This window comes from Pseudarthrobacter siccitolerans (genome assembly GCF_001046895.1).
GTDB lineage: Bacteria > Actinomycetota > Actinomycetes > Actinomycetales > Micrococcaceae > Arthrobacter > Arthrobacter siccitolerans.
Genome location: NZ_CAQI01000027.1, coordinates 73949 through 97213 on the forward strand (window position 1 = coordinate 73949; position 23265 = coordinate 97213).

General features: G+C 63.2%; 19 protein-coding genes. 8 read left to right on the forward strand and 11 right to left on the reverse strand.

All coding sequences use genetic code 11. The annotated features are described in order from the left end of the window. The first annotated feature begins 25 nt into the window (after positions 1–25). The 3 genes from ARTSIC4J27_RS01970 to ARTSIC4J27_RS01980 all read left to right on the forward strand — a co-directional run bounded on the left by ARTSIC4J27_RS01970 (position 26) and on the right by ARTSIC4J27_RS01980 (position 2117). A complete protein-coding gene (locus tag ARTSIC4J27_RS01970; RefSeq protein WP_050053539.1) occupies positions 26–871 on the forward strand; it encodes a mycofactocin-coupled SDR family oxidoreductase in 846 nt (281 codons plus the stop codon). Next, the gene (locus ARTSIC4J27_RS23455) at positions 871–1245 is read left to right on the forward strand and encodes an aldehyde dehydrogenase family protein (RefSeq protein WP_050053540.1); all 375 of its coding nucleotides are present in this window, start codon (positions 871–873) and stop codon (positions 1243–1245) included. The genes ARTSIC4J27_RS01970 and ARTSIC4J27_RS23455 overlap by 1 nt, the downstream gene beginning before the upstream one ends. A 119-nt stretch (positions 1246–1364) precedes the next feature. Beyond that, on the forward strand, positions 1365–2117 hold the full coding sequence (locus ARTSIC4J27_RS01980; protein ID WP_235436484.1) for an SDR family NAD(P)-dependent oxidoreductase: 753 nt from the start codon (positions 1365–1367) through the stop codon (positions 2115–2117). A 1133-nt stretch (positions 2118–3250) separates the two neighbouring features. On the opposite strand, the gene ARTSIC4J27_RS01985 is transcribed toward ARTSIC4J27_RS01980, so the two are convergent. Beyond that, positions 3251–4264 (reverse strand): AraC family transcriptional regulator, encoded by a 1014-nt coding sequence (locus ARTSIC4J27_RS01985; protein WP_161799524.1) that lies wholly within the window; start codon positions 4262–4264, stop codon positions 3251–3253. A 597-nt stretch (positions 4265–4861) separates the two neighbouring features. Between ARTSIC4J27_RS01985 and ARTSIC4J27_RS23365 the strand changes: the two genes are divergently transcribed. Continuing rightward, positions 4862–5173: an LLM class flavin-dependent oxidoreductase gene (locus tag ARTSIC4J27_RS23365; RefSeq protein ID WP_083435265.1), complete on the forward strand. Its 312-nt coding sequence runs from the start codon at positions 4862–4864 to the stop codon at positions 5171–5173. Next, positions 5170–5490, forward strand: coding sequence for an LLM class flavin-dependent oxidoreductase (locus ARTSIC4J27_RS23370; RefSeq protein ID WP_050053544.1), 321 nt, complete (start codon positions 5170–5172; stop codon positions 5488–5490). Before ARTSIC4J27_RS23365 ends, ARTSIC4J27_RS23370 begins: the two co-directional genes overlap by 4 nt. 682 nt (positions 5491–6172) lie before the next feature. On the opposite strand, the gene ARTSIC4J27_RS02000 is transcribed toward ARTSIC4J27_RS23370, so the two are convergent. The 10 genes from ARTSIC4J27_RS02000 to ARTSIC4J27_RS02045 form a co-directional block, all read right to left on the reverse strand. After that, the gene (locus ARTSIC4J27_RS02000) at positions 6173–6919 is read right to left on the reverse strand and encodes an NADPH-dependent F420 reductase (RefSeq protein WP_050053545.1); all 747 of its coding nucleotides are present in this window, start codon (positions 6917–6919) and stop codon (positions 6173–6175) included. A 214-nt stretch (positions 6920–7133) separates the two neighbouring features. Continuing rightward, positions 7134–8471, reverse strand: coding sequence for an NtaA/DmoA family FMN-dependent monooxygenase (locus ARTSIC4J27_RS02005; protein WP_200900735.1), 1338 nt, complete (start codon positions 8469–8471; stop codon positions 7134–7136). A 14-nt stretch (positions 8472–8485) separates the two neighbouring features. Further along, positions 8486–8977, reverse strand: coding sequence for a flavin reductase family protein (locus tag ARTSIC4J27_RS02010; protein ID WP_050053546.1), 492 nt, complete (start codon positions 8975–8977; stop codon positions 8486–8488). A 507-nt stretch (positions 8978–9484) separates the two neighbouring features. Next, positions 9485–10993 (reverse strand): NAD-dependent succinate-semialdehyde dehydrogenase, encoded by a 1509-nt coding sequence (locus tag ARTSIC4J27_RS02015; RefSeq protein ID WP_050053547.1) that lies wholly within the window; start codon positions 10991–10993, stop codon positions 9485–9487. 23 nt (positions 10994–11016) lie between these two features. Continuing rightward, positions 11017–11820, reverse strand: coding sequence for an HpcH/HpaI aldolase family protein (locus tag ARTSIC4J27_RS02020; protein WP_200900736.1), 804 nt, complete (start codon positions 11818–11820; stop codon positions 11017–11019). Then, a complete protein-coding gene (hpaH, locus tag ARTSIC4J27_RS02025) occupies positions 11805–12590 on the reverse strand; it encodes a 2-oxo-hept-4-ene-1,7-dioate hydratase (protein ID WP_050053548.1) in 786 nt (261 codons plus the stop codon). Before hpaH ends, ARTSIC4J27_RS02020 begins: the two co-directional genes overlap by 16 nt. 88 nt (positions 12591–12678) lie before the next feature. Beyond that, complete coding sequence (gene hpaD / locus ARTSIC4J27_RS02030; protein WP_050053549.1) at positions 12679–13764, reverse strand: 3,4-dihydroxyphenylacetate 2,3-dioxygenase; 1086 nt, start codon at positions 13762–13764, stop codon at positions 12679–12681. Positions 13765–13800: 36 nt separating this feature from the next. Continuing rightward, positions 13801–15342 carry a 5-carboxymethyl-2-hydroxymuconate semialdehyde dehydrogenase gene (gene hpaE, locus ARTSIC4J27_RS02035; RefSeq protein ID WP_050053550.1) on the reverse strand — a complete coding sequence of 514 codons (1542 nt, stop codon included), beginning with the start codon at positions 15340–15342 and terminating at the stop codon, positions 13801–13803. A gap of 27 nt (positions 15343–15369) precedes the next feature. After that, positions 15370–16050 (reverse strand): GntR family transcriptional regulator, encoded by a 681-nt coding sequence (locus tag ARTSIC4J27_RS02040; RefSeq protein WP_050053551.1) that lies wholly within the window; start codon positions 16048–16050, stop codon positions 15370–15372. Then, positions 16043–17530 (reverse strand): fumarylacetoacetate hydrolase family protein, encoded by a 1488-nt coding sequence (locus ARTSIC4J27_RS02045; RefSeq protein ID WP_050053552.1) that lies wholly within the window; start codon positions 17528–17530, stop codon positions 16043–16045. The genes ARTSIC4J27_RS02040 and ARTSIC4J27_RS02045 overlap by 8 nt, the downstream gene beginning before the upstream one ends. A gap of 215 nt (positions 17531–17745) precedes the next feature. On the opposite strand from ARTSIC4J27_RS02045, the gene ARTSIC4J27_RS02050 reads away from it, so the two are divergent. The 3 genes from ARTSIC4J27_RS02050 to ARTSIC4J27_RS02060 all read left to right on the forward strand — a co-directional run bounded on the left by ARTSIC4J27_RS02050 (position 17746) and on the right by ARTSIC4J27_RS02060 (position 23000). Beyond that, positions 17746–19719 carry an FAD-binding monooxygenase gene (locus ARTSIC4J27_RS02050; protein WP_050053553.1) on the forward strand — a complete coding sequence of 658 codons (1974 nt, stop codon included), beginning with the start codon at positions 17746–17748 and terminating at the stop codon, positions 19717–19719. Between the two features lie 198 nt (positions 19720–19917). Continuing rightward, positions 19918–21297: an MFS transporter gene (locus ARTSIC4J27_RS02055; protein WP_200900737.1), complete on the forward strand. Its 1380-nt coding sequence runs from the start codon at positions 19918–19920 to the stop codon at positions 21295–21297. Between the two features lie 107 nt (positions 21298–21404). Further along, positions 21405–23000, forward strand: coding sequence for a tannase/feruloyl esterase family alpha/beta hydrolase (locus ARTSIC4J27_RS02060; RefSeq protein WP_083435267.1), 1596 nt, complete (start codon positions 21405–21407; stop codon positions 22998–23000). Positions 23001–23265 lie beyond the last annotated feature (265 nt).

Sequence of the window (23265 nt, forward strand, 5' to 3'; positions counted from 1 at the left end):
CCTAGGAAGTTCACAAAGGAGAGACATGGGATTGCTCGAGAACAAGGTTGCCTTCATAACGGGGGCTGCTCGCGGCCAGGGCCGCTCGCACGCCATCCGCCTGGCTAAAGAGGGGGCCGACATCATTGCCCTTGACATCTGTTCACAAGATGTCACAACAATCAAGTACGACCTGGCGACCCGGGCCGACCTCGACGAGACGGTGCGGCTCGTCGAAGGCCTCGGCGGCCGGATCGTGGCCGGAGTAGGCGACGTGCGCGAGCTCGCCCAGGTGCAGAAGGTCGTGGACGAGGGCCTCGAGGCATTCGGTCACATCGACATCGTGTGTGCGAACGCTGGAGTCGGCTCTGGGGCGGTCTCCTGGGAGGTGACCGAGGAGAACTGGCGCGAGGTAATTGATATCAACCTCACGGGCGTCTTCAACACCACGCGGGCGACGTTGCCGTCGATGATTGAGCGGGGTCAAGGCGGATCTATCATCATGACCAGCTCCACGGCCGGTATCATCGCCTACCCGAACACCGCCGCTTATTCGGCGTCGAAGCACGGCGTGATCGGGCTCATGAAGGTGCTCGCGCAGGACCTTGGCCCGCACAACATCCGGGTGAACGCCGTGTGCCCGACCAACGTCAACACACGCATGATCAGGAACCAAGCCCTGTTTGACATGTTCGCTCCGCACATCGAGAATCCCGGGGTCGACGACGTACGGGGTGCGTTCGCCTCCCTTAACGCGCTGCCGGACCTGCCCTGGATCGAATCGAGCGACGTCTCCGAGGCGGTCCTTTGGCTGTCTTCCGATCACGCCAAGTTCATCACAGGCATCTCCCTGCCGGTCGATGCCGGCAACACCGTCAAGAAGGGCTACTGATGCAGACGATTGAGCGCGACTCCTTCTTCATCGACGGTACCTGGCGAGCCGCCGAGTCCGACCGATCCTATGACGTGATCTCCCCACGGTCGGAAGAGCGGGCTGGATGTTTCCCCGTCGCATCGCGGGAAGACATCGACGGCCCGGTCGCCGCTGCCCGCAAGGCTTTCGACGAGGGCCCTTGGCCCCGGCTGAGCCCTGCCGAACGGGCGGAATACTCAGTCGCATCGCGACAGGAAGCGAGAAGCGTTCGCACGAACTGGCGCCGAACATCTCCGAGTGTGGATGAGTACCTCCAGAGCCGCACGATCTCTATGGATCCGGGCGCCGTAATGCCGGAAGAGGTCACTCGCGGAGTACGCCGCGGTGGCTGACCGGGAACCGACATCCCAGCAGTGGAACCGGGCTTGTAACCAACGTGCACACTCACGCGTGGTCGGTCCGCGTGCTCAACCCAAAAGACGAATGAGAGCAGGGCTACAACATGCAATTGATGGAGAAAAAGGCCGGTCTCGTGACCGGCGCGGGTTCTGGTATTGGGCGCGCAGGTGCGATCGCCTTCGCGAATCACGGTGGCAAGGTGATTGTTTCGGACTACAACGAAGATTCTGGCAAGGAGACTGTTGCCCTCATTAAGGAGGCCGGTGGGCAAGCCGAATTCTTCAGGTGCGACGTGAGCGAAGAGGAGCAGGTAAAGGCGCTAGTCGATTTCGCAGTAGGTGCATACGGCACGCTGGACTTCGCCTTTAATAACGCAGGCATTGACGGGGGTTGCTTCGCCCCTGTCGGTGAGATGGATAGCGCAGTCTTCGATCGCGTTATGAAGATCAACCTGTACGGCGTCTTCTATTGCATGAAGTATGAGGTCCTCGCGATGGAGGCCAACGGTGGCGGCGCGATCGTCAACACATCCTCGAGTAACGGTCTGATCGGCATCCCCCGCAACCCCCCGTACAACGCTTCGAAGTTCGGCGTCATAGGCCTAACCAGGAACGGCGCGATCGACTACGGGCAAAAGGGTGTCCGTGTGAATGCCCTTGCCCCGGGTCCCACGGCGACCACCATGCTCACAGGCGCACTTGAACACCAACCGCCGGAGGTGAAGGAGGCCATGTATGCGTCTCTCCCGATGCGCGATTTACTGGAGCCCGAGGACCAGGCCAACGCCGCCGTATGGCTTTGCTCTGACCAGGCGCGGATGATTACGGGCGTGACCCTCCCAGTGGACGGCGGGTTCACAGCTTGATCCCAGAAATTACTAATCGGGCAGGGGTCGCTGTCCGGGGCTCGAGCCAGTTTCTCCCGAGATGGGAGTCTTGCTCCGCCACAGACATGAGACCACAACATCTCAAACAGTGACATCTGCTTTCGCGCCGACGCCGCTGGCCCTCCAGCGGCGTCGGCGAGACGTGCGTACTCCCTGTGAACTAAGTACGCCACATCGTCGGTGACGCACATGAGCATTCCGATTCCCCGCTGGCCGCTCATGAGCGCAAACAACCTGCCATGAGACGCCGACCACTGCTTCTCCCCATCTTCCGGTGACGCAGCCTCAGGTGCTGACGAACTGATGACGGCGCCAGGCACCATGGACCTTATGCCACCCCTGTAGCGGCCGATAAGTACCATCTTTGCGCTGTGGTTATGAAGCTGGTTCCATCCACCGGGTTCGACGCATTCGCCGCGGGTCTCCTTGCCGAGTCCTGGCGGCTGAAACCGAGGACGCCTGTGTGCTGCACGGACCTCATCCGAGCAGAGATGCTCGCTGCAGTCGGATCAGCGCAGAAGGAACCGGCCACCACTGCGCATGGGCGGTCATCGCCGAACGAACCCAGGGTGCCATGGACCGTCGGCGCAGGCTTCGGCGACTACCGGCATAGGCCGACGGAACAACTGCCCACCGCAGCGCTGGCTGCCAGAGTACTTGCAAACCAAATCGTACAAGGCCAACCTTGGGATCAGGAGGGCAAGGCGTGGTGGAGCGCACCAAGCAGTTCTTGGAAAAGTCCGTCCTGCCGTGCCGGGTTTCACGCCGGAGGCGGGCTTCTGGCGCCCTGGCCCGGGGACCTTCTCCCTGCGGGGACATGCTGCACTTCCACCAGCTCCACTGCCCCTTGGCACCGGGCTCCTCGGGACCATACCTCCGGAAAGGACTGGTCCACTGCTCCGTCCCACGGAGGACACCCACCGGTTTATCGACGTCGTCGAGTAGAACCGTGAGAATCAGCTGGGACGGCAGATCCCTCGGAAAAAACTCACGGCCTTGGGTCTTTTACCGCATAGTCATCGAACCTAACCATGAGGAGCTGGCACCGGCGCTGCGGAAGGCCTTCCAGACCCAGACGCTCACCAGTCGAGGTAAGCAACCCGGCAACAGGATCAAGCTGGACGCTTGGGGAAGTATTCATCTGGAGTGTGGGCTTTTTTGTACTGGGCAGCCTCTCTGTACGCCTTCGGCGGCACCCCCTTCCACCGCTTGAAGGCGATGGTGAAACTAGCTGGGTCTGTGTATCCCAGCTCGCGGGATATTTGACCTACAGAGTGCCCTGTCTTCGAGAGCATCTCCGAGGCGAGGTCGGTCAGGCTCTGGTCCCTTATCTGGGCGAAGTTACTGCCTATGAGTGCGAGCTTGCGTTGGAGAGTTCTAGGGGAGGTGTGTAGCGCTGCCGCGACATTTTCCAGATTGCGGTTGTACTGGGGCGCGTCCCTTATAGCCTTCGCGACGGTGGCGGACCAATCCCCGCTTGCTCTGAGAGCGTCAATAATCCGGCTCTCCGATTTGATCCATGTTTCATGCTGAAAGGCGTTTCCGAAGGGAAGCTCGCGTGTTGATGCTGCAGGGTCCCACCAAATACGCAAATTCTCGGAGCCGCAGCTGACGCTGGAGGGCAGGTATGTCGAAATTTCAGCAGAGATTTCTGCCAGAGGGAATTCTGCCCGCGTGCACGGAAAAGGCTCGCCGTACTGCCACGAAAGGGTTCGGACGATCCAACAGAAGTCGCGGTAGACGGCCCACGGCACCAATTCCGCCGGCACACTGCGGTAGCTGAGCTCAATCCCCGTTAGCGTGCCCTCCGGCGTCCGGAGAGGCTCAATGTCGTGAAGGCCATAGCCTACGTCTGTTGTGCACACGAGCATTACCCATGCCTCAACGGTCGGTGCCGTTAGTAGGGCCATTCCGCGATCACCCATTGAAGACAGCGTGTAAGCTCGTGCGGCTTGGATCCAGAGATCTACCCGGTCTCTCGTGCGGGCAACGAATTGGAGTTGGAAGGCAAGTTCCTTCCTTGCAGGAATGGTCCCTCCGGGACGGTTCACAGCATCGATGTCAATGTCCGCTTCCGCGAGTGCACCGCGCCAGTCGAGGCCTGCGTCCTCGAGCAGCCCGCGCAATGCGTGAACGCTGAAGTTCGGTACCCGCAAGTTTTGGTACGACGTTAATTTCACCGCAGCCTACTTTCGCCATCAATCATTGCGAATCTTTCACTCGCCTATAGGAACCCTGGGAAATTGCCCGCACACCAGTTGGGAGTGGCAGATGACCGATCCAAATGAGCTCGGCATCTTGGCGCAACATTCCTTAATGGCCTCTCTCTTCCTCTCCTTCATCGAAGAAGCTGGATTCGGTTCAAAGTCCTCGTCGGGTCGTCAGTAGCAAAGTACGCCAAACGGCCAGCAGATACTGTCAGCCAAAGGCTAGGGGGTCTACTAAGACGTACTTCCGTGTATTCCCCTGCCGGTCGACCGTGGCCCACTCATAACTCAATTCTGTACGAGAGCCGGCAGGACAAGCTGACACGAAGATTTCAAAGGAGAAATTGTGAACACTCTCAACCTTAGGGATGCCTCTACGGTTCGTCCCCTTCCCTCAGGTCCCTGTCCTCTTGTCACGTTCGCCCCGAAGAGCGCCACCTTGAAATTGGTGGGGTTGGCGATCATAGGCCGAGTTGATCGCGTTCCACCGTGTGATCGGCGACGAGGCAGATCGGTATGGCGTTGAGGGGTTATCCCAAATGCCCGCTGGCAGAGCCTTTCGGGCCCGGATCGCCCTTGGGGGCGGCAGTACGAGACCTTCACCCGGGCTTGGCAGCAGCAACACAGAGTATCCAGATTTTCGCGACGTGCCTCATCCCATTTATCCACCCCGTGATGGCAGCGAAGATGGTTGCAACGGTCGACCACATCAGCGGAGGCCGGATGGAGCTCAACGCTACAGCAGGCTATTTCAAACCAGAATTCAATATGTTTGGCATGGAGATCGCTGAACACGGTCGGCGTTCGATCTCGCCCATGAGTGGATGACTAGCGTCGCGCGGCTCTGGGCTGACGAAGGCGAGAACTACGCGTTTGACTTCGTGGGTGAGTTCTTCCACCTCGAGGGCGTTCAGTCATATCCCAATCCCGTGCAGTCGCCTGGCCCGATGGTTATGAGTGTGGATGCAAGCCCCGCTGGCCAGAAGTTTGCTTTCGACCACGCAAATATTCTCTTCGCTGCGATCAATGTTGAGCGCAGCGCAGAGGCAGTGTCGAAATTGCGCAGAAACGCCGACGGGGCAGGCAGGCGCGATCTCGCCCTCTGGTCGGGTGTACACATCATCTGCAAGGACACCGAAAAGTAGCAAACGACTACGTCAAGTACATCGAGGCGAAGGGCGACTGGGAGAGCGCCCTTCGATACCAGCACATTATCCGGGACGGAGGTAGCCGCAGCTTCGACTGGGATGATTACAATCAGTCCGACGACTACAAGCAGGACAAATCCATCAAGACCTTCTTCCGCGCCAGCCTCGTTCCCCTGGTGGGCACGACCGAGACGATCGTCGATGGGCTTCAGAAACTGCAAGACACGGGAATCAGCGGAACCTGCGTCGGACTCGTTGACTACGATGAGGGCCTTGACCGCATGAACGAACGGATCTTCCCGTTGATGCGCAGAGCCGGACTCCGCGACTGACGAGCACCCATAACAGTGACCACGTGCGGAGGCCCACTTCAATCATCAGCGCGAGCCGAACAAGTGGGGCGGGATAGCAGATATCGAAGTGGCCTCCGCGGCCGTTGACGAATCTGGCCGCCCAACCTAGGACTTCGTGATCTTGGCGTCCCAGCTCGGCTGAGCGGCGACCCGGTACTCGGGAAAGAAACTAGCGATGGTTGGGTCGAACACTGAGACAGCAGCTGTGTCCGTTGGTGGTGCCGTGACCCTCGTAGAAGGAAGGAACTTCTCTATCTCAGATATGACTTGGTGACATGTCCGGCCGAGTGGGGTCTTCTTTGAGGATACGTCGGTTTGAGCTCGGGTTATTGGAAGAGCAGACGAGTGAGTGCGACTATGAAATCGGCGTCGGGCCGATTTCCAGTTGCTTCAGTTCGTTCGTCGATGACGGCGAGCATGAGGTCTCGGCGCAAGGACGCGCGACGTGCGTCGGCGTTGCGGAGAGCGGCTGGCAGTTGGTTCGCGGTGAGGTCGGTCGAATACGCCGGAGTGCCTGCTTGCAGACGCCAGGAGTCGGCCAACTTCCCTGCATCGATCGCGTCAAACCCTGTCTGCTCGACCAGGGTCATGGCGATCATCCGGTGTCCGTCATCGTCGGCGGCCACCGGGAGCGCGATGCGTCCGATGGTCCCCGCTTCACTGGCCTTGTCTGCAAGCGACTCTGCCATGATGGTGCTCCATGCCTTGACGAGCGGGCGCCGGTATTGAGTCTGCGCCCAGAGGCTCTCGGTCTGACCGCTGCCCAGCCCGTTGATGACGCCATCGATTGTCGGGAAGTAGTTCGTTACATCGATGAGCACAGCTTCTGCTGGAGCTTGACGAACGAAATCGACCACTGAGGGAATTCTTCCGAAGTTGACTGCCACGATGATGACATCGGTATCTGTTGCGACCTCGGCTGCCCACACCGGCCTGGTGCCCGTGTGGAGGGTGCGCGGATTGATGGTCTCGGGGGCCCTCGAATTGGCGATCTTGACTTGGTTGCCAGCTCGACTCAGTCGCTGGGCCAAGGTCAGGCCGAACGGTCCTGCTCCGATGATTCCGATGTGCATGGAAGACCTTTCGTGAGAGCGCATTTGTGTAATGGAGGGGGGAGTTGCGATGACGAGGGGGACTTGCGATGACGTTGTCCAGTGCACTGTCGACGCCCGTGCAAGGGAATGCCGACTGAGTGTTGGAAGCACCGTTGAGGAAAGGCCCGCGTTTGAGGTCCGGGTTGCGCAGAGGGCGCCTGTTGAGGCGTCCTCGCATCGGAGCTGAGCCTGATCAGGACGTGCCGCCTGCGACACGGGTGTCGAGGCCGTACTGTGCGGGCACACCGAGATTCTCTCGCAGGGTCGAGCCTGCGTACTCTTCGGGGAAGATCCCGCGTCTGCGCAGTTCTGGAACGACCTCATCGACGAACGCGTCAACACCGTCCTCGTAGATGTCCGGGGAAACCCAGAACCCGTCGGCGGCTCCCGCTTCGAGCCATTCCTGCAAGTGATCTGCGTGTACTTCTGCAGGGCCGACCGTGGTCGGATGAAAGTCGATCACGCCATGGGCGAGGATGTCTCGCGGAGACCAACCTTCGCGCGCAACTTTTAGAACAATCCCGGACCGCGGGTCCATTGGGGAAGCGTGTGCTGCCGCCAGCTGGGTTTGTGTGAGGGGCTCATCGTAACGACTCGGGTCGATCTGCAGTCCCAGCAGCGCGCCGACATGGGGCAGACGGGCTTCGATGACGTCGCCTGAGAGCGCGAGCCGGCGGTCAAGGCCCGCGCGTATCGTGGGGGCGACCGTGGTCATGAGTCCCGCGATGTACTTGATTTCGTCCGGGTTGCGCCCTGCTCGTTCGGCGGCATCCCGCACCATCTGACGCTGGGCACGGGCTTCCTCGATCGTCCACACTTCAGCGATGAACCCGCTGGCGTAGCGGCCGGCGAGTGCGAGAAGGTGCGGGCTCGGGCCTCCGGAGGCGAAGATGACGGGCTGGCCTTGCTCTGACGGTGGGATGGGTAGAGGTCCGCGCGAGGCGACGTGTTCGCCTTGGAGATTGATTGGTCGAACTTTCGATGCGTCCAGGAAGCGGCCGGATGTCTGGTCTTTGATCCAGGCGTCCTTCTCCCAACTGCCCCACAGTGCCTGCACGATCTGAATCGCCTCGTCGGCACGCTGGTAACGTTCGCTGCGGTCGGCAACAGGCCGGCCGTAGTTGGCAGAGACCATCGGGTCGCTGGTGGTGACTGCGTTCCAACCGGCGCGACCATGACTCATCACGTCGAGAGCTTTGAACTGGCGCGCAGTGTTGAACGGCTCCTGGAAGGTCGTCGACCCTGTCGCGATGAGGCCGATGCGGCTGGTGGCCTGTGAGATGGCGGCCAGGGCCAGCATCGGTTCCATGATGTTCTGGATGCCCGAGAACTCGACGCCCCCGCCGACCGCGGCGAAGTCCGGGGTGAACAGGAACGCGAATCCTCCTCGCTCGGCGGCCTGCGCGTAGCGGATATTCGATTCGATGTTCGTGTAATTGTCTTCGTCGACTTGGGGCGCCCGCCACGCACCCGAGATATTTCCATAACCGGAGTTCAGCGTCATTCCGAGGATCATTTTCTTGTCTGCCACGTGGGCGTTTCCTTTCAATGGGACAGCTGGTGTGTCGTGCTGTCGAAGAAGACGAGCGGCCGTCGGGCCGCGTGTCTGAACAGATCGGTCACCTCCAGGAGCGCGAGGTCGTGGTCTCCCGCTTCAAGAACGGTATGAGGCCTGACGGTCAGCGTCGCGAGAGCATCCCGGACGTGCACCGCGCCGTCATCGATGCTCACATCAATCCCCTGAAAGCGTTCACCGGCAGGGCGACGAAGGGCGCTAAGGAGCGCTGCCTGCTTCTCAGTGAGGACGCTGATGCCCCAGCGCGGGGCGTTGCGGAGCGCGGGCCACGTCGTCGATGTCCGCGCGAACGCAAGGGACACAAGCGGCGGATCCAGGGAGAGCGAGCTGAGCGAATTGGCTGGCATCCCGACGATACGGCCGTCGACTTCGGCGGCGACGACAGAAAGGCCCGTCGCAAATCCTGCGAGGGTGCGCCTCATCGTCACCGGTGTAAGGGTCTGCGAAGACATGTGCGTCATGCATCCATTCTGGAACATTAACACTAATGGCAATGTCAAGCTGGAGTCATTCCCGCCTCCGATGCCCTAGGCAACTGAGAAGAACGATGGCAATTACAGAAGCCGGGCGCGGACCAGTAAACGGGCATCCTGCTCGTAGTCCAATCGGCCTGCTAAACCCGCCAGATTGGTACAGAGTCCGTATGGATAAATAGTCGGCGTCCCACCCCATCAAGGTGAAGCCAGAGGATTGAACCGTCTTCGGTCACGGTATCAACTCGGCCAGTTAGTTCAGTCGCGTTGTCCTTAACGAGTAGAACCTGTTCTCCTGGGGCCAGTATTGTCCAGTCCCGAATGTACTCAGCATTACTGGGGGGCAAGAACGTTCCACCATGACTCTCTGGTTTGCGGCCTGCGCGCAGCAGGGGCCGGCCTCGCGCCATGTTTCCTCCATGTGGTGTCTTATAAGGCATTCCGGCGACTACCGAGCTTTCGTCTCGATCTCGGGTTGGGCAGGCAGGTCTCGGTCTAGCTCGTGTAGGGGTCGCTGATGCCGATGTATTGGGTGGTGGTGTATTCGGCGATGCCTTCGGTACCGCCTTCGCGGCCGAGGCCTGATTGCTTGACTCCGCCGAAGGGTGCGGCTGCGTTGGAGATGACGCCGGCGTTGAACCCGACCATGCCGAACTCGATCTGTTCCGCCACGCGCAGGAGGCGGTTGAAGTCGCGGCTGTAGAGGTAGGAGGCGAGCCCGTATTCGGAGGCGTTGGCCAGTTTGATGGCGTCCTCTTCGGTGCTGAAGGTGGTGACGGGGGCGACGGGTCCGAAGATTTCCTGGCCCAGGATTGCCGCGTTGTTGGGGACGTTGCCGAGGACTGTGGGCTGGTAGAAGTAGCCGGGCCCGTCCACGGGTGCGCCGCCGGTGACGGCCACTGCGCCGGCGTCGACGGCGGCGCTGACCAGGGCGTGGACGTCGTCACGGGCTCCAGCGTCGATGAGCGGGCCTACCTGGGTGGCGGGGTCGGTGCCGCGGCCGGTGGTTAGGGCGGACATGGCGGCGGCGAACTTCCGGGTGAACTCCTCGGCTACGGATTCGTGGACGAGGAAGCGGTTGGCGGCCGTGCAGGCTTCGCCCATGTTCCGCATCTTCGCCGCCATGGCCCCTTCGACAGCTTTGTCCAGGTCTGCGTCCTCAAAGACGATGAACGGGGCGTTGCCGCCGAGCTCCATGGAGGTCCGGAGGACGTTCTGGGCGGCGTCGGCCATCAGGCGCTTGCCGACCGGGGTGGAGCCGGTGAAGCTAACCTTCCGGAGCCGGGAGTCCTTCAGGAGCGGGCCGGAAATCCCGGAGGCGGAGGAGGAGGCGACGACGTTCAGGACGCCTGCGGGCAGGCCGGCGTCGAGCATGGTCTGGGCGAAGTACTGGGCCGTGAGGGGGGTGAGTTTGGCGGGTTTGAGGACCATGGTGCACCCTGCGGCCACAGCGGGGGCTACTTTGCGGGTGGCCATCGCCAGGGGAAAGTTCCACGGCGTGATCAGCAGGCAGGGTCCCACAGGTTTGTGCTGGACCAGGATCTTGTTTTTGCCTTCCGGAGAAGTCAGGTAGCGGCCGTAGTCGCGGACTGTTTCTTCGGAGAACCAGCGCAGGAACTCGGCCCCGTAGGCGACCTCACCGCGGGCCTCGGCCAGCGGCTTGCCCATTTCCAGGGTCATCAACAGGGCGAAGTCCTCGGCGCGTTCGGTGACCAGGTCAAAGGCCCGGCGAAGGATCTCGGCGCGAACGCGGGGCGCTGTCCGCGCCCAGGACGCCTGCGCGCCGTCGGCCGCATCCAGGGCGGCAACAGCGTCCTCGCTGGTCGCGGAGGCGAGGGTAGCGAGGACCTCCCCGGTGGCGGGGTCGTGGACGTCGAACGTGCCACCGTCGGATGCCTCCCGCCACTCACCGTTGATGAGCAGGCCGGTCGGCACGGAAGCGAGCAGGGACGCCTCGCGCTTAGGGGAGACGGCAGCAGTCATCGCCGCAGATGTAGCAGTCATAAAAAGTCCTAACTAAGGCGAAATCAGTAGCTGGCGGGCGAGTCGCCGTCAGCGGGATGGATGTACTGGTTGGCGAGGGCTTCGGAGCCTCTGGCGAGGAGGGCGACGTCGGCGCCGACGAGGATGAAGCTGGCGCCGTTGGCCAGGTAATGCTTAGCCGTGTCAGGGTTGAAGGCGTTGACGCCGGCTGGTTTTGCGGCTGCTTTGGCGGCTGCGAGGCAGTGTTCGACGGCGGTGCGCACCTCGGGGTGTTCCTGCTGTCCGAGCAGGCCCATGGATGCGGCGAGGTCGGAGGGGCCGATGAAGATGGCGTCCACGCCGTCGACCTTCAGGATGTCCGCCGCGGAGTCCACGGCCGCCGTCGACTCAATCTGGACGGTGACGCTGATCGTCTCCGATGCCCCGGCGAGGTAGTCCGGGACCCGGTTCCACCGGGCGGCACGGGCCAGGGCCGACCCGACACCGCGGACACCTTGGGGCGGGTAGCGGGTGGCCGCCACGGCGGCTTCGGCTTCGGATACGGAGTTGACCATGGGGATGAGCAGGTTCTGCACGCCCAGGTCCAGGTATTGCTTGATGAGCACGGTGTCGTTGACCGGCGGCCTGACCATCACCTGGACGGGGTAGCCGTGGGTGGCCTGGAGTTGGGCGAGGATGGATTCGAGGCCGTTGGGGCTGTGTTCGGCGTCGATCAGGAGCCAGTCAAGGCCGGATCCGGCGCAGAGCTCGGCGATCAGCGGGCTGCCGGAGCAGACCCACATCCCGGCCAGCGGCTGGTTCGCCGAAGCGAGGGCGGACCGGAAGGTGTTTTCTAGTGGAATCGGCATGTGACACTCCCGAGGGGTCCGTAGTCGGCGTGGACGGTATCGCCCTTGTAGACCCAGAGCGGGCGGGTGAAGGATCCGGCGAGGATGATGTCGCCGGCCTTGAGCGAGTCGCCGTGGGCGGCGATTTTGTTGGCCAGCCAGTGGACGCCGTTGGCGGGGTGGTCCAGGACGCCGGCGGCCACGCCGGTTTCCTCCACGGTCTGGTTCTTGTACAGGATCGCCGAAACCCAGCGGAGGTCCACGGCGTCGGGCTTCACGGGGCGGCCGCCGATCACCATGGCGCCCATGGCGGCGTTGTCGGAGATGGTGTCCACGATGGTCCGGCCCTCCATCTCGATCCTGGAATCGAGGATTTCGAGGGCCGGGACCACGTAGTCGGTGGCTTTGAGGACGTCGAAGATGGTGACGCCGGGTCCCTTGAGCCCGTCCTTCAAGACAAACGCCAGTTCCACTTCCACCCGCGGATGGGTGTAGCGGTCCCACTCGACCGAGCAGCCGGTCTCGAGGACCATGTCATCAAAGATGGCGCCGTAGTCCGGTTCGGTGATGCCGGTGGCGTCCTGCATGGCCTTGGACGTGAGGCCGATCTTGCGCCCCACCAGGGTCCGCCCGGATTCCTCATTCCGGCGCCGCCACAACTGCTGCACCGCGTAGGAATCCTCCACCGTCATGTGCGGGTAGCGCGCAGTCAGCCGCGGCACCGGCGTTCTGGAACGCCCCGCCTCCAGAAGTTCGTCCGCGATGGCTTCGATCGTCTTGGCATCCAGCATGCATGGGCTCCTCAATGGTGGGATACGTCAGTTTTTGGAAGGGCGGCCGGCCCCGGCGTTGCGCTACGGAACCGGCCGCCCGGTCTTGTTAGACCTGGACGCCGAGTTTGAAACCGGTCCGGTCACCTTCGGGGGAGCCTTCCTTGCGGGTGTAGGAGAAGCCGTCGGCGCCGACGGTGACGGCCATTTCGGACTTTTCCTCGCGTTCGATGACGGGCTGGGGGTTGCCGTCGAGGTCCAGGACGAGGGAGGCTTCGGTGTACCAGGACGGGACCACGGGGTTGCCCCACCAGTCGCGGCGCTGGTTGTCGTGGACGTCCCAGGTGATGGTGGGGTTGTCGGGGTCGCCGGTGTAGTAGTCCTGGGTGTAGATCTCGATGCGGTGGCCGTCCGGGTCCAGGATGTAGAGGTAGAACGCGTTGGATACGCCGTGCCGGCCGGGGCCGCGTTCGATCCGGTCGCTGATGCGCAGGGCGCCCATTTTGTCGCAGATCTGGATGATGTTGTGCTTCTCGTGGGTGGCGAACGCGACGTGGTGCATGCGCGGTCCGTTGCCGCCGGTCAGGGCGGTGTCGTGGACGGTCTGTTTGCGGTGCATCCAGGCGGCGTAGGTGACGCCGTCGGAGTCCTTGATGTCTTCGGAGACGCGGAAGCCGAGGTCTTCGAGGTAGGCGCGGCCGCGGGGGACGTCGGGGGTGACCTGGTTGAAGTGGTCCAGCCGGACCAGTTCCCCGGCGGAGTAGAGGTCGTAGCGCTGGGTGAGGCGCTCCACGTGCTCCACGTCGTAGAAGAACTCGTACGGGAAGCCCAGCGGGTCCTCGACGCGGACGGAGTCGCCGATGCCCTTGGTGAAGCCGTCCTTGCGGCGCTCCACCCGGCAGCCGAGCTCGCGGTAGTAGGCCTCGGCGGCGTCCACCTCGGCGGGGGACTTCACCCGGTAGGCGAACGCTGCGACGGCGGCGATGGGTCCCTTGCGGAGCACCAGGTTGTGGTGGATGAACTCCTCCAGCGAACGCAGGTAGATCGCGTTTTCGTCTTCCTCGGTGACGTGCAGGCCCAGGACGTCCACGTAGAACGCGCGGGATTTGGCGAGGTCGGTGACCACGATGTCCATGTAGGCGCAGCGGACGATGTCCGGTGCCGGGACGGTGGGGGTGGGGACGAAGTTGGTCATGATGGTCTCTCTTCTTTGAGCAGGTAAGGGGGAGGGTTAGCTGTCGCTGGTTGCGGCAGCGTCTTCGACGTTGCCGAACTTGGGTGAGTGGGCCTCGTTGAGGGTGATCTGCACCGACTGCTGGGTGGTGTAGAAGTCGACTGAGCGGTAGCCGCCCTCGCGTCCGAGGCCGGAGGCCTTCACGCCGCCGAACGGGGTGCGCAGGTCGCGGACGTTGTTTGAGTTCAGCCACACCATGCCGGATTCGATGGCGTGTGCGAAGTTGTGCGCGCGCTTCAGATTAGTGGTCCAGACGTAGGCGGCGAGGCCGTACTTGGTGTTGTTCGCGAGCTCGAGGGCCTCTTCGTCGGTATCGAACGGGGTGATGGCCACGACGGGTCCGAAGATTTCCTCCTGGAAGATCCGGGCATCGGGGGCGACGTCGGCGAACACCGTGGGTGCAACGTAGTTGCCCGTGGGGAAGCCTTCGGCGCGGCCGCCGCCGGCCAGGAGCCGGCCCTCGGTCTTGCCGATTTCGATGTAGCTCATGACCTTGTCGAAGTGGTTCGGGTGCACGAGCGAGCCGACCTCGGTGGCGGGATCGCTCGGCAGGCCCACCTTGATGTTCTTCGCACGCTCGGCGAACCGGGCTACGAAGTCGTCGTAGATGTCGCGCTGCACGAGCACCCGGGACCCGGCGGTGCAACGTTCGCCGTTGAGGCTGAAGACGCCGAAGACTGTGGCGTCGAGGGCGGCCTCGATGTCGGCGTCGGCGAAAACGACGGCGGGGCTCTTGCCGCCGAGCTCGAGCGAGAGGCTCTTGAACTGGGGGGCGGCTGCGGTTGAAATGGTGGCACCGGTGGAGCTGTCGCCGGTGAAGGAGACGATCGGCACGTCGGGGTGCTTCACGAGGTAGTCGCCGGCCACGCCGCCGGAGCCGAAGATCAGGTTGAAGACACCGTCCGGCAGGCCGGCCTCGCGGAAGATTTCAGGCCACAGCACGGCGGAGAGAGGGGTGTAGCTGGCCGGCTTCATAACCACGGTGTTGCCCGTTGCGATGGCCGGGGCGAGCTTCCACGATTCCTGCATAAAGGGGACGTTCCACGGCGTGATGAGCGCGGCAACGCCGATCGGTTTGCGGTTCACGTAGTTGATCTGGCGGCCGGGGACCTTGAATGCGTTGTCCTCCTGCCCGACGATGAGGTCGGCGAAGAACCGGAAGTTCTCCGCGGCTCGGCGCGCCTGGCCCTTGGCCTGGGTGATGGGAAGGCCGGAGTCGTAACTCTCCAGAAGGGCGAGTTCGTCGTCGCGCGATTCGACGATGTCGGCGATCTTGTGCAGCACACGCGAGCGTTCGCGGGGCAGCATCTTCGGCCACGGGCCTTCCTTAAAGGCGCGCTTAGCGGCGGCGACGGCGAGGTCGACGTCTTCCGGCTGGGCTGAGGCGACAGTGGCGTAGTTCTCGTTGAAGACCGGCTCCTGCACGTCAAAGGTCTTGCCACCTACGGAGTCAACAAACTTGCCATCGATAAAGTGCTGGAGATGTGTGGGCAGATTTTCCGGGATGTGGTGCTTCGTGGTTTCGACTGAGGTCGTCATCGTTGAGGTCCTAACTGTGATTTGGTGCTAGTTGCTTTGGGCGAGGTACGCGTCGAGGGTGGCGGAACGGTGCAGGCGGGCTGCTTTTTCGATCGAGTCGGCGTCTGCTCCCGTTTCGATGAGCTGGAGCAGTGCTTCGTGTTCGTCCACGGAATCGCGGGCGCGTCCGGGGACGAAGCGGAAGGTGGAGGACCGCAGTGCTGCCAGCCGGTTCCAGCCGCGGTGCACGAGGTCCAGGATGTGGGGGTTGGGGCAGTGCTCGAAGAGGACGCTGTGGAAGTCCTGGTTGAGCTGCGTGAAGCGGACCGGGTCAAAGTGCTGCAGGCATTCGCGCATCTCCTCGTTCACGGCGCGCGCGCGGGCAATGGCCACCGCATCAATCAGCGGAGCGGACAGCGCGGTGGCGGCGCCTTCGACGATGCTGAGGGTCTGCATGGTGTAGAGGTATTCGGTGGGGTCGATCCCGGCCACGGTGGCGCCGACGTTGCGTTCGAACGTCACCAGGCCTTCGGCCTCAAGCCTGCGGATGGCTTCCCGGACCGGGACCACGCTGAAGCCGAGGTCCTTGGCGATGCTGCCCAGGACCAGCCGGTACCCGGGAGTGTAGGTGCCCTCGATGATCCGCGCTTTCACGGCCTGGTAGGCCTGCTCTGACTTGCTGCCGGTGACGGTTGAACCTGGCAGGTCGGTAACCGCTGTTTCAATCATTGGCCTGGCCTGCTTCCCATGCCTTGTACCGGGCCTGCCATTCAGCGTTCATGGGGTAGAGGCCGTCCACGCTGTTGCCCTGCTTGACCATTTCGAAGATGAAGGTTTCTTCCTGCTCCTGGGTGATGCAGTCCTCCACGAGTTCTTCGGCGATGGCCGGCGGGATCACCAGGATGCCGTCGGAGTCGGCCACGATGATGTCGCCGGGCTGGACGGTGGCGCCGCCGCAGGCGATGGTGATGTCCGTGTCCCAGGGGATGTGGCGGCGGCCCAGCACCGCGGGGTGGGGGTTGGCGAAGTAGGTGGGCATGTCCAGGCCGGCGACGGCGGTGTAGTCGCGGACGCCGCCGTCGGTGATGATGGCCGCGGCGCCGCGGACCTGGGCGCGCAGGGCCAGGATGTCGCCCACGGTGCCGGTGCCCTTTTCGCCGCGGGCTTCCATGACCAGGATTTCGCCCTCGTTCACGGAGTCGATGGCGCGTTTTTGGGCGTTGAACCCGCCGCCGTGGGTCTTGAACAGGTCTTCGCGGTTGGGAACATAGCGCAGGGTCCGGGCCAGGCCCACCACGCGGCGGTCCGGGCGGGTGGACTGCAGCCCGTCGATGCTGACGTTATTCAGGCCGCGCTTGCGCAGCTGGGAGGAGAGGGTTGCCGTGGCCACGGACTCCAGCTTGGTCTTCAGCCCGGGGGAGAGGGAAGGCGCGACGGCGGCGCCTGACTCAGTCTCTTGGAGGGCGGGCAGCCCGGCGGCTTCGCGTGAACCGTACGCTTCCTCCCGTTGCAGGTCATCAACCTTCGGTCCGGCACCAAAGTCCGCGAACGGCGTTGTGCCTTCCTCCACCCGGGTGACCAGCCGGCCGGTGGTGAGCCCGCCGGCGGAGACCTCCACCTCGAGGACGTCGCCGGGTTTGGCGACGGAGGCGCCGGCGGGGGTGCCGGTGAGGATGATGTCCCCCTCTTCGAGCGTCAGCAGCTGGGACAGGTCGGCCACCAGGCGGGCGAACGGGAAGAGCAGGTCTTCGGTGGTGTCGTCCTGGACCAGTTGGCCGTTGTGCCAGGTGCGGATGCGCAGGCGGGCGGGGTCGACGGCGTCTGCCGGGATCAGTGCCGGCCCCACCGGGGTGAAGCCGTCGCCGCCCTTGGAGCGGAGGTTGGAGCCCTTGTCCGCCCAGCGCAGGTCGTATACGCCCAGGTCGTTGCTGGCCGTAACTGCGGCGACATGGCTCCACGCGTCATCGATCCCGATACGGCGGGCGGCCTTGCCGATGATGAGCGCGATCTCGCCCTCGTAGCCCAGCAGTTCACAGCCCGCGGGACGCTCCACCGCGTTCCCGGACAGGGAAAGCGACGACGACGGCTTGAGGAAGTAGGAAGGCTGCGCTGGCGTGCGTCCCCGCTGGGCAGCACGGCTGGGGTAGTTGATGTGCACCGCGACCACCTTGCGTGCCGCGGCGAGGGTGTCCCCGTTGACCTGCTCCAAAACCAATCTCCTCATCAGGTACGAAATCGTATATGAAATCATGGGGGATGTTGGCTGATTTCGTCAACCCACCCTTGGCGCCACAAATTGACCCCTTGTTATCGACATCACCGTCGCGTACAGTTTCCACCTAAATCCAAGGTTTCGCATATAGAAGCATGAATTCGATTATCGAACACGCTTTGCCAAGGCCCACAGTGAAGTGAGGAAAGCCCGTGCAGTTTCACCACCACGGTTACGTATCCGGGGATCCCCGGCTCCAGCCTGCCGCCGGCGTCGGCATGAACCGGCCCGATGAACTTCCGGACGAGGTTGACGTCCTGATCGTCGGCACCGGCCCCGCCGGCATGCTCGCAGCGGCGCAACTGTCCCAGTTCCCTGGCGTCACCACCCGGATCGTCGAACGCCGCCCCGGACGGCTCGCGATCGGCCAGGCCGACGGTATCCAGGCGCGCAGCGTCGAAACTTTCCAGGCCTTCGGCTTCGCCGACCGGATCGTTGCCGAGGCTTACGCGATCACCGAAATGGCGTTCTGGAAGCCCGATATCAACGATTCGACGCGCATCGTCCGCACTGCCCGGACTCCGGATGATCCCGCCGGTATCAGCGAGTTCCCGCACCTGATCGTCAATCAGGCCCGGGTGCTGGACTACTTTGCTGAATTTATGGCCAACTCACCGGCACGCATGGCTCCGGACTACGGCTACGAGTTCCAGGGGTTGGAGGTTGTCCAGGGCGAGGAGTACCCCGTCACCGTGACGTTGATCCATACGTCGGGCCCTAATGACGGACAGGAGAAGATTGTCCGGGCCAAGTATGTGGTGGGTGCTGACGGTGCACGCAGCAAGGTGCGCCAGGCAATTGGCTGCAAACTCTCCGGCGATGCCGCCAACCATGCGTGGGGCGTCATGGATGCTCTCGCTGTTACCGACTTCCCCGACATCCGCACCAAGTGCGCCATCCAGTCAGGTTCTGGCGGCAGCATCCTGCTGATTCCGCGTGAAGGCGGCCACCTGTTCCGCATGTACGTCGATCTGGGTGAAGTGGATCCCGATGACAAGGGAGCGGTGCGGAACACCAGCATCGAGCAGATCATTGAGAAGGCCAACGAGATCCTCCACCCCTACACTCTGGACGTGCGGAACGTGGCGTGGCACAGCGTTTACGAGGTGGGGCACCGGCTCACGGACCGGTTCGACGACGTCCTGCCGGATGAGCGCGGCACGCGCACTCCGCGGGTGTTCATCACCGGCGACGCCTGCCACACGCACAGCGCCAAAGCCGGCCAAGGCATGAACGTCTCCATGCAGGACGGGTTCAACATCGCCTGGAAACTCGGGCATGTCCTTGAGGGCCGCAGCCCGGAGAGCCTGCTGTCCACCTACTCCGCCGAGCGGCAGGTGGTGGCGAAGAACCTCATCGACTTCGACAAGGAATGGTCCACCATGATGGCCAAGAAGCCCGAGGAGTTCGAAAACCCCTCGGACCTTGAGGATTTCTACGTGCGCACCGCCGAGTTCCCGGCCGGATTCATGACCGAATACGCGCCATCCATGCTGGTGGCCCCCGCCAAGCACCAGGCCCTGGCCACGGGCTTCCCGGTGGGCAAGCGCTTCAAATCGGCACCCGTGGTGCGTGTGGGCGACACCAACCCGATCCACCTCGGCCACCACGCCACGGCCGACGGGCGCTGGCGCATCTACGTCTTCGCCGACGCCGCGACCGCAGGAGCGCACTCAGGGGTGGCGGACTTCGCCGAGTGGATCGCGAACTCGCCGGACTCGCCGCTAACCGCTACGCCGTCGGGCGCTGATCCTGACGCCTGGTTCGACGTGAAGGTGATTTACCAGCAGCCGCACACGGCCGTGGACATCGGGAAGGTTCCCGCCGTCTTCAAGCCGCAGGTGGGCCCGTTCAAGCTGACCGACTACGAGAAGGTCTACGCCACCGATCCCACCGCGGACATTTTTGACCAGCGCGGCCTGGACCGCGGCGGCGTGGTGGTGGTGGTCCGCCCGGACCAATACGTGGCAAACGTCCTGCCGCTCACCGCGACGGCCGAGCTGGGCGGGTTCTTCGCACCCCTCCTGCAGCCGCTGCGGCCGGAGCCCACCCCGGCGCTGTCGGACCCAGCCACCGCGCATTCAGCCGCCGCATCATCAGTCCCGGTAGAGATCGCACACAACTGACTTTGAACTGAGCCCCGAAACGCGGGTGTGCCGGCGAACACCGGCACACCGCTACCAGCCCATCATCCCGTCCCAGGCTCACAAGGCCTACGGACTCATCATCCCGGTCGCAGCCTCACAAGGCCTTACGAACTCAAGACTCGATCCCCAAGGTTCCCCTTGGGGCTATATCGCTTACATCACTGGAGAATCATGAGCATGTCCACCCACAGTTCGAAGGCGAACCAACGTCGTGTCGCCTTCGCTACCGTCATCGGCACGACCGTTGAATGGTACGACTTCTTCATCTATGCCACAGCCGCCGGCCTGGTGTTCGCCCAGCTGTTCTTCCAACCAGCCGGCGAATCCATCGGCCTGCTGCTGTCGTTCGCCTCCGTCGGCATCAGCTTCCTCTTCCGCCCTCTCGGTGCCTTCCTCGCCGGTCACTACGGCGATAAAATCGGCCGCCGCGCCATGCTCGTACTGACCCTGGTGCTCATGGGCGCCGCAACCACGCTGATCGGATTCCTTCCAACGTACGCGACCGCAGGTGTTATTGCCCCAGTCATGCTCCTGCTCCTGAGGATTCTGCAGGGCATCTCTGCCGGCGGTGAGTGGGGAGGGGCAGTCCTGATGGCAGTTGAGCACGCCCCCAATGACCGCCGCGGACGGGCAGGGGCCTTCCCCCAAATCGGCGTCCCGCTGGGACTGCTGCTGGCCACCGGCGTCACAGCGCTCATGACCGGTGTCATCTCCCCGGGCGCAGCCTTCCTCGAATGGGGATGGCGCGTACCCTTCCTGCTGAGCATCGTCCTCATCGTCGTCGGCTACTTCGTACGCCGCGCGGTGGACGAATCCCCCGTCTTCCAGGAGATCGCCGCAGCAAAAAAGCAGCCCAAAACACCGATCGTGGAACTGTTCCGCCGTCACGGATTGCTCGTGATCGTCGCCGCTTTGATCTTCGCGGGCAACAACGCCGCAGGCTACATGGCAACCGGCGGCTTCATCCCCAGCTACGCCTCCGGCCCCGCTGTCGGCCACGAACGCACCGACGTGCTCCTCGCCGTCACCTACGGGGCCGTCATCTGGCTTGTCTTCACCTACCTCGCCGGGTACCTCGCGGACAAGATCGGCCGCAAAAACACCTACCTCATAGGCTTCGGCGCCCAGCTCCTGGCCTGCTTCCCGCTCTTCTGGCTGATCAACACAGGGTCACTGCCGATGCTCTACCTGGCCATGACCATCTTCACGGTAGGTCTGGGACTGTCATACGGCCAGCAGGCAGCCCTGTACTCAGAAATGTTCCCAGCCTCCGTACGCTTCTCCGGCGTCTCCATCTCCTACGCCCTGGGTGCGATCCTCGGCGGCGCCTTTGCCCCCACCATCGCCACGGCCCTGGTACAGGCAACCGGTGGAACCGACGCCGTTTCCTGGTATCTCGTAGGGATGACGCTCGTCTCGCTTGTGGCCGTCTCACTCGTGAAGGACCGCTCCGGCATCGACCTTTCCATCCACAACCAGGCCGAACAGGAAATCGGTGCGTTAGTCTTTGACAAACGTACCCCCGCCACCGCTAATGAGGCCCTGCGGACCCACTAATAACGCTGGGTGTTCAACGGAAGCGGAGCTCCTACGGGTCGGCTCGCTGGCGGCATTTCGTCAGACACCTAGCCTTGCAAGTTGCAGAGATCAGAGAGGATCAGGCAATGAAAATATCAACCAGAAAAACGCGCCGGCCGAGGGCGCTAACGAGGACAGTCACCGCTGTCTCACTCGCCACGGTAATGGTGGCGGGTGGAGCCGCCTTGGCAACGGCGGCCGAGTCCGGCGTCCGCGCGGCAGGCGCAGCACTCACTCCGGCCGCAGACTGTGCCGCACTTGGTGCACTCACTCTCGCCGACGTTCAGGTTACTGCAGCCACAGAGGTTGCGGCGACCGCCAGCGTGCCGGGCTACTGCCGGATCCTTGGCACCGAAGTGGGAACCGAGCACGACCTTGAGGTCAGGCTTCCGGACGAGTGGCTGAATCGATATGTTCAGAACGGGGGCGGCGGATTCGACGGCAGAATCCCGAGTATCCCGGATTCACAGCTGAGTCTGGGCGCCGTGGCCGCTGCGAATAATGGCGGCCACCGCGACCCGTCAGGGGCTGCCCTCCTCGGCAATCCCGAAGCGCAAGCCCGGTACGCCCACACCGCGATCGAGACGACTGCGCGCTTCAGCAAGGAACTCGCCGCACGGTACTACGGGGCCGTGCCGGTCAAAGCGCGCGCCTACGGGCACGCGTTCGGGCACGCGAACGGCACCGTCAACCAGGGGCGCGGCGCAGCACCCTTCAATGCCCGGACCGCCGAGCCGTCATACTCCTACTACGTGGGATGCTCCAACGGCGGCCGCGGAGCACTGAACGCTGCGGCAAAGTACTCTGACGAGTTCGACGGAGTTATCGCCGGCGCACCCACGCAGAATCTCGACGGTCAGATCGCCGCGTGGACCCGGATGGCAAAACTTGCGCTTCCTTCGGCCGAGGAGGTCGCTGCGATCGAGGCCGTGATCGTGGCCAAGTACGACGCGCTCGATGGCCTGAAGGACGGCATCGTGTCAAACATGGAGGCTGTCGATTTCGACCCGTCCACCGATATCCCCGGCGAGATCGGCCTCACGGCCGCCGAGACGGAAGCCGTGGCAGCCGTGATGAGCGATGTCGTCGCATTCGGGGAAACCATCTATTCGCGCTACAGCGTCCCCGGTGCAGGTGACCGCTACGGGCTTGGTGTCGGCCACATGCGGAATCTCGTCCTCAACGATCCAACATGGGATCCGTCGACGTTCGATATCCAGACATACTTGCCAACGATCCAGGAGGCCATCGGGACTCTGGGATCCAACGCGTCAGCGCAGGGACTTGCCGATTTCATGGATGAGGGAAAGAAGGTGATGGTCTGGCACGGGACCGCGGACCCTCTACTCTCGGAGAACGACACCGTGCGCGAGTGGTACGAAGTTCGAGAGGCCGCCGGAGACTCCGTCGCTGACGACAACTCACGCCTCTACCTGGCACCTGGCGTCGCCCACTGCCGTGGAGGCGAAGGGGCGGACAACTTCGATCTCCTGCCCGCGATGATCGATTGGGTTGAAGGGGACCTCGCGCCTGGAACGGTTATCGCGAGCAAGCTCGATCCGGCGACTGGCGGCGCCCTCTTCACCCGGCCGCTGTGCGAGTACCCCACATACCCGCGGTACTCAGGCGTAGGCGACACGAATGATGCCGCCAGCTTCGATTGCGTCGAGAACACACCCTGACACCGTAAACCTGTCGCCAGACTTCCTGGCGACAAGAATGCAACAGGGGCCGGGGCCATCCGCTTCGGCCCCTGTTGTCTTCGCATGCAAAACTCAAAAACCTGCGCACACCCTGTTGGCGGCAAGACCGCCGATCGGCTTGCGTCCGGCGTGCTGGAACACGACGCGGCTACAACGCTGATGCAAATAAGCCCAAGTTCGACCCCTTAGGCCGTGTTGCTAAACCCGCTGGTGAGCCAGTGGAGGGTGGCGGCGAGGCAGAGTC